The sequence below is a fragment of the Sporanaerobium hydrogeniformans genome (assembly GCF_002735925.1).
GTDB classification, from domain to species: Bacteria; Bacillota; Clostridia; order Lachnospirales; family Cellulosilyticaceae; genus Sporanaerobium; species Sporanaerobium hydrogeniformans.
In genome coordinates this window covers 1-10,563 of record NZ_PEDL01000040.1, presented here as the reverse complement: position 1 = coordinate 10,563, position 10,563 = coordinate 1, and the positions used below count along the sequence as shown (strand labels likewise).

7 protein-coding genes and 1 rRNA gene are annotated in these 10,563 nt (G+C 34.6%); 7 read left to right on the top strand and 1 reads right to left on the bottom strand.

The window, feature by feature from the left end:
* Positions 1-171: 171 nt before the first annotated feature.
* Positions 172-942 carry an ECF transporter S component gene (locus tag CS063_RS16905; protein ID WP_099450857.1) on the bottom strand — a complete coding sequence of 257 codons (771 nt, stop codon included), beginning with the start codon at positions 940-942 and terminating at the stop codon, positions 172-174.
* A gap of 140 nt (positions 943-1,082) precedes the next feature.
* Between CS063_RS16905 and CS063_RS16900 the strand changes: the two genes are divergently transcribed.
* From CS063_RS16900 to CS063_RS16870, 7 genes are all read left to right on the top strand, one after another.
* Positions 1,083-2,507, top strand: a complete 1,425-nt coding sequence (locus CS063_RS16900) for a transglutaminase domain-containing protein (protein ID WP_099450856.1) — start codon at positions 1,083-1,085, stop codon at positions 2,505-2,507.
* Positions 2,508-2,569: 62 nt separating this feature from the next.
* Positions 2,570-4,615, top strand: a complete 2,046-nt coding sequence (locus CS063_RS16895; RefSeq protein ID WP_099450855.1) for a beta-galactosidase — start codon at positions 2,570-2,572, stop codon at positions 4,613-4,615.
* 94 nt (positions 4,616-4,709) lie between these two features.
* Positions 4,710-6,845, top strand: coding sequence for a DNA helicase RecQ (gene recQ, locus CS063_RS16890; RefSeq protein ID WP_099450854.1), 2,136 nt, complete (start codon positions 4,710-4,712; stop codon positions 6,843-6,845).
* A 162-nt stretch (positions 6,846-7,007) separates the two neighbouring features.
* Positions 7,008-7,643, top strand: coding sequence for a DUF975 family protein (locus tag CS063_RS16885; RefSeq protein ID WP_099450853.1), 636 nt, complete (start codon positions 7,008-7,010; stop codon positions 7,641-7,643).
* Positions 7,644-7,867: 224 nt separating this feature from the next.
* Positions 7,868-8,710: a DUF429 domain-containing protein gene (locus tag CS063_RS16880; protein WP_099450852.1), complete on the top strand. Its 843-nt coding sequence runs from the start codon at positions 7,868-7,870 to the stop codon at positions 8,708-8,710.
* A gap of 321 nt (positions 8,711-9,031) precedes the next feature.
* On the top strand, positions 9,032-10,096 hold the full coding sequence (locus CS063_RS16875) for an SEC-C metal-binding domain-containing protein (protein ID WP_099450851.1): 1,065 nt from the start codon (positions 9,032-9,034) through the stop codon (positions 10,094-10,096).
* Positions 10,097-10,391: 295 nt separating this feature from the next.
* Positions 10,392-10,563, top strand: a 16S ribosomal RNA gene (locus tag CS063_RS16870); the annotation flags it as partial.

Below are 10,563 nucleotides of genomic sequence, written 5' to 3'. Positions count from 1 at the left end.
CCATACTTATTTGCTAAAAACCGTTTTCCTCCTTCGCCATTCATGTATGCATTTACAATTTTTTTCTTGAATTCATAATCATATTTTGCCATAAAAAAACGACCTCCAATTGTTAGATTTTCAGGTCTAACTTTTGGGGGTCGGTTCAGAAGTGACTGCTTTTTTATAGGGCTAAATGCCTAAGTGCATTTTTTCTAGAATTTTAGAAAGGGGGATGTAAAGGATAATAGCTACTATAATAGAAAAGACACCATTAATGAGTGTGGCAGGCAAGCTTATGGCAGAGCCAATAACAGCTGGTACAAAAGTACTTCCCACAAGCAGTAGTTTAAGGGTTCCAAAAAGGAATTCTCCTAATAAATTAAAGGCAATACCTGCTACAGCTCCGATAATAGCATATTGAAGCTTAATAGATAACTTTTTTATAAAGACACAGGTAATACTTAAACCTATACCTAATAAAAAAGAAAAAATGTATAACATAGGGATTACTACAAATTTCTTTTCAATACCTTGGATGGCAATTTCATTTCCAAAGGTTAAAGATACAGCTAAAAGAGCTAGGCCTGCTAAGATGCATACAGTAGCAGCTAAGGCAATCCATTTAAGAGGTGACTTAGCTGCTTTATTATGTCCTTTTGAAGCGATAAGACCAGTAATAAGACCAATACCTAATTTAAGAAGAGCTGTTTTTGGTACACTATCTACATAACCATTCATTAAGTCAAAAAATCCCATCCCTATAGAGCCTGATAAACCACCAATTGTACCGGAAAAGAGAAGTGCAGCTAAAATGACAAACATATTTCCCATATGTAGGAAGGGATTGCCTACAGGGGAAGGAATAGGGATTTTAAAAAAAAGAGCTACGTAGCAAATGGCACTAAAAAGGCCGATAAGTATAATGACTTTAAGAGAAAACCGAGATTGCTTATGATCCATAAAATAAACCTCCTAAAAATAGTTTAATTATAGGTAGTTTTAATTTATTTTGCAAGAGGTACACCGATAAATAAAGTAGATGCGTAATATGAATAAAATATTTGGAAGCTTCATTTGATTTATAAAGTCTGTAAGGTATAATGAATGAGAAGCTTGAAGAGGTAGGAAACCAGGAAGAGGAAGATGAAATGAAAAAGGATGAAAAAAATTATAAAAAGCAATTAGATGCTTATGAAGCTTATTTAGAAGAAAAGAAGTTGCAAGAGGGATTAACGCAAGAAGAGCAAGAGTTGTTGGAGGAAGTAAAGAGTAGGAAAAAGGAGTATAAAGGGTATATAGTGCGTAAGTGGTTCGTACGTATTATTGGTGTTATTACCATTTGTTCTTTACTCTTTTCAGAGGTAAGTATGCCTTTCGAGGAGAGAGTTATTGCTTTTACACCCGTAAAGAATCCTATTGTTATTGAACAAAAAGGAGAGGTTAGAGCACCTTATACACTTACTATAGATGTGCCAAGAGCAATGCTTAGTAGGGATGGCTCCACAGCTTACGAGGTAGAATCTGGAACAGTATTAGTGAAGCCAGGACTCTATTATCTTTCTAAGTTTGATGAAAAGGGAGAAATGTCTTTAGAAGCTTTTGAAATTCCACTACAAAAAGAGGAAATTTGGGAAGTAACTAGTGAAGAAGATTTAGTAGAAGTTTTTAAATATGCTATGGAAAATATGGAAGAGAGTATCGAGCTAAATATTCACAAAGATTGGATGAATGAAGAAACTATTTACAAGGCTATTCAAAAAGTAAGAAGTACCTTTCCTATCACTACTAGGCCTCAGCGTTATGAAATGAACTACACAAAGGAGGCTGTTTATGATAAACATTTACTAAAGATAACCTTTGACTATAATATAGGGGAAAAAGCGGTTAAAGAAAATTACAAACAAAAGCTAGAGGGAATGCTTCAATATATTATGGTTCAAGCTATAGAGCCTCAGATGACGGACTTAGAAAAGGAATATAGTTTATTAGATTATATTGTGAAGAATACAGCTTATTCACAAGATAGGCAAAGTGATGGGGATTATCCACCTCTTACTCATACCATTTATGGAGCTATTGTGGATAATAGGGCTGTTTGTGATGGCTACTCTAAGGAGCTTAATTATCTACTTAATGCAGTAGGTGTACCAAGTCAAATGATTATTGGAGAGTCTAGGAAGCAGGGACATCAGTGGAATTTAGTAGAAATAGGGGGAAGCTATTATCATGTAGATGTAACTTGGGCAGATAGCGGAAGCCTTTTAGAGATGCGCTATATTAATCAAAACGACAAATCTATGCAATTTACACATACATGGGAAAAGGAGAAATACCCTGTTTGTGAAGCTACAGGCTCATTATTAAAGCCTCATTTTGAAACAAAAAACATATTTTTTTCAAAGGATTTATTACCTAAACTAGCTGCTGTTATTCCTGTTAGTATTATCTTTCTGTTTGTATTTAGACGATTAAAGAGAGAAAGTAGCGCCAGCTTAAGAAAACAGCAGGAAGAGGATGAAAAGTAATTTAATGATACAAATTTAATAGATAGAGTCTAAACTATGCAAGAGAAGAATAGGAGAAATGTATGAGTAAGCAAATAGGAAAAAAGATATCTTTGGGTGTGTGTTATTATCCTGAACATTGGGGAAAAGAAATGTGGAAGGACGATTTGCTACGCATGCTTGACCATGGTATACAAACCGTGCGTATTGCGGAATTTGCATGGAGTAAATTTGAATTAACAGAAGGTCAGTTTACGTATGATTTTTTTGATGAATTTTTAGAAATTGCAAAAGAAGTTGGGATGAAGGTGATTTTTTGTACACCAACAGCTACTCCGCCCGCATGGTTAACTAAGGCTTATCCTGAGGTGTTAAATAAAGATATAAATGGTGTGACCTATCAACATGGTGGAAGGCGTCACTATACTTATAACTCACCAAAGTATATTGAATTATGTAAGCGCATTGTTGAGAAGCTGGCCCTTCATTATGCTTCTCATGTAAGCATTATAGGATGGCAGATAGATAATGAGATAAATTGCCATATGGATGTGTTTTATTCAGAGGCAGATACCCATGCATTTAGAGCATATATACAAGAAAAATATAAGACGCTTCATCAGTTAAATGAGGCATGGGGAACTGTTTTTTGGAATCAAACTTATACTAGCTGGGATGAGATTGACTTACCTAAAAGGACACCTATCGCTACAAATAATCCACATTTAATGTTAGATTACATACGTTTTATCTCTGAAAGTGCGCGTCGTTTTGTAAAGATGCAAAGTGATATTTTGAAAAAATATATCAAAAAAGATGATTTTATTACTACCAATGGGATGTTTGATCATTTAGATAATCATCAAATGAGTAAGGAAAGCTTAGATGTCTTTACCTATGATTCCTATCCTAATTTTGCATATTGCTTGAATCAAAAAGCAATACCTGCTAAGAAGTTAAAGGATAGAAATTGGAGTAGAAACTTAACAGAAGTGCGCTCTATTTCTCCTCATTTTGGCATTATGGAACAGCAGTCAGGAGCAAATGGATGGAATACACAGATGGAAACACCTGCACCAAAGCCTGGACAAATGACACTATGGACTTTGCAAAGCATTGCCCATGGTGCAGATTATGTAAGTTTTTTTAGATGGCGAACTTGCACAATAGGAACTGAGATGTATTGGCATGGTATTTTGGATTATTCCAATAGGGATACTAGAAGATTAAAGGAGCTAAAGGATCTTCATCATAAGATAGAGACCATAGAGGAGATTGTAGGTTCAAGGTATGAAGCGCGAGTAGGCATCATCAAAGATTATGATAATGTATGGGATGAGGAGATAGATATTTGGCATAAGAGGATTAATTCAGTGAGCGAGCAAGGTTTATTTGAAGCATTGCAAGGTACTCATACACCCTTTGACTACATTTACCTTACCGACAATACGACTTTACAACAGTTACAATCTTATCAAGTATTATTTTACCCACATGCAATCATTATGACAGAGCAGCGTGCTAGAATTTTAAAAGAATACGTGTGCAATGGAGGGAAGATCATTTTTGGGTGCCATTCCAGTTACAAAGACATAAATGGGAAATGTGTCATGTTAAGATTACCAGGATTATTACAAGACTTAACGGCTACAGATGTAGAGGAGTATTCATTTGTTGCACTTGATGATGAACCTATAGAAATAGAATGGGAAGGCGAGCGAATAGAGGCAAAAGTATTTACAGATTTTATGCAACCTCTAGGAGCAGGTAAGGTGGTAGGGCGATACTGTTCAGGCGAATACGAGGCGACTCCTGCACTTATACAACATGCTTATGGAAAAGGAGAAGTTTATTATTTCGGAAGCACTTTTACGGAAGAAGTTAGTCGGCTATTTTTAAGAAAATTAAGCTTAGAAAATCCATATGAGGATTATATTAGGGTGCCTCAGGAGTGTGAGATAGCTGTAAGAAGTAAAGAAGATAAGAAATATATTTTTATATTAAATTATAGTAAGAAACCAGTAACTGTTGAGTTAAAAAAAGAGATGCTTAATATGTATCACGGAAAAATGGAGCAAGGCATAGTAAGTTTAGAGGGATATGGTAGTAGGGTATTTAAGTGCCTATAAAATTTTAAGTCTATAAAATCACATTTATGTTTAATAAAAGGTATTTATGTTAATATATTAAATAGTAAATGGGATAAATAAGGAGTTAGGTAAGATGAATGCAAAGGAAATACTGAAAAAGTATTATGGTTATGATGCCTTTAGGCCAGGACAAAAAGAATTAATCAATCACATTATAGAGGGTAGGGATGTGATTGGGATTATGCCAACAGGAGGGGGCAAGTCTCTATGCTATCAAATCCCTGCTTTACTTTTAGAGGGTATAACCATTGTTATTTCTCCTTTGATTTCACTGATGAAGGATCAAGTAGATACACTAAAGGAGTATGGCATAAAGGCAGAACTTATAAATAGCACCTTAAGCATGACAGAGTTTAGAGGAATTATGATGGGGGCTAGGGAAAAAGCTTATAAAATCCTTTATGTAGCACCAGAGAGGCTTGAAGCAGAGAGTTTTATAGACCTTTTGAAAGAATTACCTATTTCGCTTATAGCGGTAGATGAAGCGCATTGTGTGAGTCAGTGGGGGCATGACTTTAGACCTAGCTATAGACGTATTAGTCAAATGCTTTCACATTTAGAAAAGCGTCCAGTAGTAGCAGCTTTTACAGCTACGGCAACCCCTTTAGTAAAAGAAGATATTATAAAGCTTTTAAGGTTAGAGCAGCCTTTTGAACTGGTGAGTAATTTTGATCGTCCTAACTTATACTTCGAGGTACGTAAGCCGCAGAATAAACTAGAAGAAATTCGTCAGTATCTCCTTGAAAATAAAGATAAAAGCGGCATTATTTATTGTGCCACACGTAAAAACGTAGAGGAGGTCTGTGAACGTCTTAATCGGCTAGGTATACTAGCCACTAAGTATCATGGAGGACTAGGTGAGCAGGAGAGGTCAGAGAATCAAGAGGATTTTCTCTATGACCGAATGCCTATTATGGTAGCAACTAACGCTTTTGGGATGGGAATTGATAAGCCCAATGTACGCTTTGTACTTCATTACAATATGCCCAAGAATATGGAGAGTTATTATCAAGAAGCTGGAAGGGCAGGTCGAGATGGTGAGGCAGCTGAGTGTATTATGCTTTTTAGCACACAAGATATTATGACCAATCGTTTCCTAATTGAGAATGCTAGCCTTGGAGTAGATCATAGCCAAGATTATCAAAAGCTTAATCACATGGTGGATTATTGTAATACCCAAGGCTGTTTAAGAAGTTATATTTTAACGTATTTTGGACAAGTAGCATTAGAGGAAGACTGTAAACACTGTGGGAATTGTAACAATGAGATAGAAGAAACAGATATCACAAGGGAAGCGCAGATTATCATGAGCTGCGTTAGGCGGATGCGTGAGCAATTTGGAAGTACCTTAGTGACGGATGTATTAAAGGGAGCAAATACTCAAAAGATTAGAGACTTCAACTTTCATGAATTATCTACCTATGGCTTAATGCGGGAATATAGTAAAGAGAGTATTAAAGAGTTGATTTCCTTTCTTATAGCAGAAGGTTATCTTTTATTAGCAGGTAATCAGTATCCTATTTTGAAACTAACTCCTCAAAGTTATCCTGTTTTAAAGGGAGAAGAAAAGATAACTATTAGACGCCTTATTATGAGGCAAAAGGAACTGCCTGAGGAAGTGAGAGTTGAGGCACATGAGTTATTTACACTTTTACGGCAAGAGCGTTACAAATTAGCTAAAGCGCACAAGGTTCAGCCGTTTATGATTTTTCCTGATACTTCGTTGAAAGATATGTGTAAACGGTACCCTATAACAGCAGAAGAGTTTTTGCAGGTATCTGGAGTAGGGGAACATAAACTCCAAAAATACGGCGAAAACTTTATACTACTTATTAAAGAATATGTAGAGACGCACACTATTAAAAAAGAGCTTTCACCATCTATGGCAACTGGTTTTACTATTCCAACTAAATCTGCACCTAGGGATAGCCATAAATTAACTTATTCTCTCTACAGACAAGGATTAACGCTTGAAGAAATTGCGAAAGAGAGGAATCTTACAGAGTTAACTGTAGAAAATCATTTGGTGAAGTGTGTAGAAGAAGGTTTAGAGGTTGATTACGCTGACTTTATTCCAGAAAAATATGAGAAACAAATTATAGAAGCTATTCAAATTTGTGGTACGACACTCTTGAAGCCTATTAAAGAAGCTTTGCCTTCGGAAGTGAGCTATACGGCAATTAAATTTAGTTTATTAAAGCTTAAATAGTAAACTTATAGCTTCCTCTATTTAGATAGTTTTTATAAAATTTATAAAATTTCATAAAAACTAAGCTCTTTCATAGATAATCTAAAAAAAATATAATATACTAGAAAGGTAGGAAAAGTATTCTTACTTTATACCATAATTATTTTAAGGGGGAAATGGAAGATGGTACAAAGAGTACAAGCAAAAACAGATGCAAAAGCACAATTAAGTGGGTATTGGGGGAGAGCAGTAGGTGCTTTTTTACTGGCTAGTTTAGTGATGATGGCAGGATCAGTTATTAGTATGATTCCGTTTGTAGGCTGGATTGGTACAACAATTCTTTCAGGTGTTATGGCACTTGGTATGGCTGTTTTTTCACTTAAATTTACAAGCCAGCAAAAACCAGATGTAGGAGATATTTTCAAAGGTTTTGAGAATTTCTTAAAGGCATGGGGTTTAAGCATTGTTATCGGTATTTTTACAGCTTTATGGTCTTTATTATTAATTATTCCTGGTATTATTAAAGCGATTAGTTATTCTATGGCAATGTATGTTTTAGCTGAAAATCCTGAGATGAGAGTCATGGAAGCTCTTGAAAAAAGTAAACAAATTACTAAGGGTCATAAATGGGAGCTTTTCGTTGTTTCTTTATCTTTCATTGGATGGGGACTTCTTGTTCCTTTTACATTAGGTATTGGAAGTTTATGGCTGGTTCCCTATATGAATATTACTATGGCAAATGTATATAATCAAATTAAGGGTCAAGCTACTACAATAGAGCCACAAGCAGCGACTCATGTAGAAAACAACTTAATGTAATAAATGACTAAGCATAAATAAATAGCAATAAAAGGAGGTCTTATAATACTTAGCTGTAAGTTTTATGAGACCTTTTTTAATGGAGTTTAAAGGGGTGTCTATGCTTTATAAATAAAATTTTTGTAATATTGTGTAGATATACTTTATAGAGTCTTAAAAATTATATATAATAACAGTAATTTTTGAGATGAAAAAGAATAAACAATAGGAGAGAATAGGTAAAGATGAAAGGTGAGCAGACAATATATTTTATGGGTATTAGCATATATTTAAAAGAATTTATGGTGGCTATTTTAGATGGAGAATTAAGGATTTGTCAGCTTACTTGTTTTGGGGCAAAGGAAGTAGTTAACCTAATGGAAGAGCTTAAGCCGAAGGTAATCGCTGTGGATGCGCCCTATAAATTGAGTCAAGGCCTTATGAATAATCCTACCTATAGAAAAACTTTAAAAAAGGGTTTAAGAGGACATTATAATAAACGGGTTTGTGAGTATGAACTCTCTAAGAGGAATATACAAATTTATTCTACGCCACAGCATATTGCTATGCTTAGGGATCTAAAAGAGTGGATGTGGTCAGGATTTGCCCTTTATAAACAAATAGAAGAAGCAAGTTATACTTTGATTACGAGCTTAAGTATTGAACAGCCACAATTTGGTTTTATAGAAGTTTTCTCCCATGGAGCTTATGTAAGTTTACTTAAACATATTCCCAATAAAAAGGAAACCATTATAGGACAAAGAGAGCGAATAGAGGTTTTGGAGAAATGGGGGATCAAGGGAGTCGAAAGATGGCTCTTAAATAAAAAAATCATGCGCCCAGCTAAACTAGATGCATTAGTGGCAGCTTATACAGCCTATTTAACAGCAAAGGGGGAAGTAAGTTTTGTTGGGGAATTAGTAGAAGGGGAAATTGTTTTACCTACCTTAGTATTGAAAGAAACCTATACTTACTCAGAAGCTTATAAAAAACAAAAACATATAAAAGAAAAAGAGAGACAACGTTTACAAAAAGAAGCTATAAGATTTACGCAATTAAAATGGGAAGAAAATCAACTTGTATTATAAACTAGATGTAGCTATAATAGGAAGGCTGATGGTATAAATAGATAAGGTAAATAAAGGAGATTTTTATTAGAAAAGTATATTTTCAAACATGTTATCCACAAAAACAGTGGATAACATGTGGATAAGTCGTTGTTTTTGTGAATGAGGTGTGTATAAAAAAAGCATTTATTAACACCTTTTGTAAAAGCTTGGGGAAATTTTGAGATAAAACAAGGAATAGCCATAAATAATTTACCAAATTTACAATACTAGTCACGTATAGTACAGTGTGTTAAAATAGGCTGAGAAAAAGAGAGACATTATAAGAATAGGAGGCACAAGATGCTATTAAACTATACAAAAAAAGAGCTAGATCAGCTCGCTAAGATCTATCAGGTGAAAGGCGCTTATAAGTTAAAAAAAGCTGAGTTGATTGAAACCTTAATAGATCTTATACCTGCTCATATGGATAAAGCACTTGTTAACCTTAGCAAAGAAGATTTAGTAGCTTTTGAGAAAGTAATAGAAAAAGGTAGCTTAACGGATGAAAGAGAACTGTTGTTAGAGTATGTAAATCTTATTGCATTAGGATTAATTGACTTCTCAGAAGATGAGGAGAAGGTAATAATAAGTGTAGATGAGCGAATAAAAGAAGCTTATCTTAAATTAGATAGGAAGACAATTAAAGATAAAGTTCAGTTAAACAGTCAGTTACGTACTCATGTCATGGGGCTTTTAAATCTTTATGGTGTAGTAGAAATAGAGTGGGCACTATCCCTTTATAATAGGGACTATGAAACACAGTTAACAAGAGAAGAATTTATTGAGTTTATTCAAAAGGATGATGAATTAGCTTCAAGATTAACGGTTGAAGAAGGTTATTTAGCAGATGAAACGGTATATGCTGTAGATAGTAATAATTTAAAGGCCTTTATCCTTGCAACAAAGGATAAACCTTACTTTATACCTGCCAAAGAGTATATTGATAAAATAAGTGATGAAGATTATTACGATAATACCCTTCAAGTACAGGCATTAAAAGCTTATTTAAAAAAGAACTTTATAGAAGATGAAGAAGTTATTGAAGAAGCTGTTTTAGTAGTAACAATGATTGCCCGTGTAGATTGTTCAACTAATGGGTCAGCAACTCATTTGATGTTAGAAGAATGGGCAGCTATGGGAATAGAGATAACTCATCCTATTCAGCAAAGAGAAGCTATAGAACATATTGAGATGGTAGCAAACAATACGCGTAAGTGGATTAATAAAGGGTTTACTAACGATGAAATTCGTCCAGTATCTGTTAAAAATCAACCTATTGTTAAAAAGTTAGATGTAGGACGTAATGCTGCTTGCCCTTGTGGAAGTGGTAAAAAATATAAAAAATGTTGTGGTAGAAATAATTAATAGAACTATTTTTATGAAAAAGCTTACTCTGTAAAAAGTGTTAGGAGAGTAAGCTTTTCCTTATGGTTTAACATTTATCAAAAAAAGTAAAAAAAAGATTGACTTATGCAAAGTAATGAGGTAATATAATACAAGTCGGTAGCGATAAACGCTACAGATAAAGCCAATAAAGATGAACATTGAAAACAAAATAGTAACCATAAAACCAGTCGATTCATGAACTTAACTTTAAGTTCAGTGAGTACTATAAAGTACTAAGTAATAAGTCAGCAACTTAGGTTGCATGGACAAACTTTTTTATGAGAGTTTGATCCTGGCTCAGGATGAACGCTGGCGGCGTGCTTAACACATGCAAGTCGAACGAAGCTAAGGGAGCTTGCTCCCAAAGCTTAGTGGCGGACGGGTGAGTAACGCGTGGGTAACCTGCCCTATAGAGGGGGATAACGTTCGGAAACGAACGCTAATAC